Consider the following 758-nt stretch of genomic DNA (forward strand, 5'->3'; position numbering starts at 1 on the left):
CCTTCTGCCATCGCGATTGGGTGAATTAATGATACTGACATTTTGATGTTATCGCCTGGCATTACCATTTCTACGCCTTCCGGTAATTCGATTGTACCAGTCACGTCAGTTGTACGGAAGTAGAACTGTGGACGGTAACCTTTGAAGAATGGAGTGTGACGACCACCTTCATCTTTACTTAAGATATACACTTCTGATTCGAAATCTGTATGTGGGGTGATTGAACCTGGTTTTGCTAATACTTGACCACGTTCGATTTCTTCACGTTTAGTACCACGAAGTAATACACCTACGTTTTCACCAGCACGACCTTCGTCTAGTAATTTACGGAACATTTCAACACCAGTACAAGTTGTTTTTGCTGTTGGTTTGATACCAACGATTTCAACATCTTCACCAACTTTGATAATACCGCTTTCTACACGACCTGTTACCACTGTACCACGACCTGAAATTGAGAACACGTCTTCAATTGGTAATAGGAATGGTTTGTCGATGTCACGTTGTGGCTCTGGGATATAAGTGTCTAATGCTTCCGCTAATTCAACAATTTTGTCTTCCCATGCTGCATCGCCTTCTAACGCTTTTAACGCTGAACCACGAATAACTGGTGTATCATCACCCGGGAAGTCGTATTGAGATAGAAGTTCACGTACTTCCATTTCAACTAATTCTAATAACTCTTCATCATCAACCATATCACATTTGTTTAAGAATACGATGATGTAAGGAACACCTACTTGACGACCTAAAAGGAT

1 protein-coding gene is annotated in these 758 nt (G+C 40.9%); it reads right to left on the minus strand.

Annotated features, from left to right (window positions below; genetic code table 11):
• The coding region (locus J3U36_RS11345; protein ID WP_267385929.1) for an elongation factor Tu at window positions 1-758 on the minus strand (758 nt) is incomplete at both ends.

The organism is Gilliamella sp. B3817 (assembly GCF_026536705.1).
Lineage (GTDB): Bacteria > Pseudomonadota > Gammaproteobacteria > Enterobacterales > Orbaceae > Gilliamella > Gilliamella apicola_I.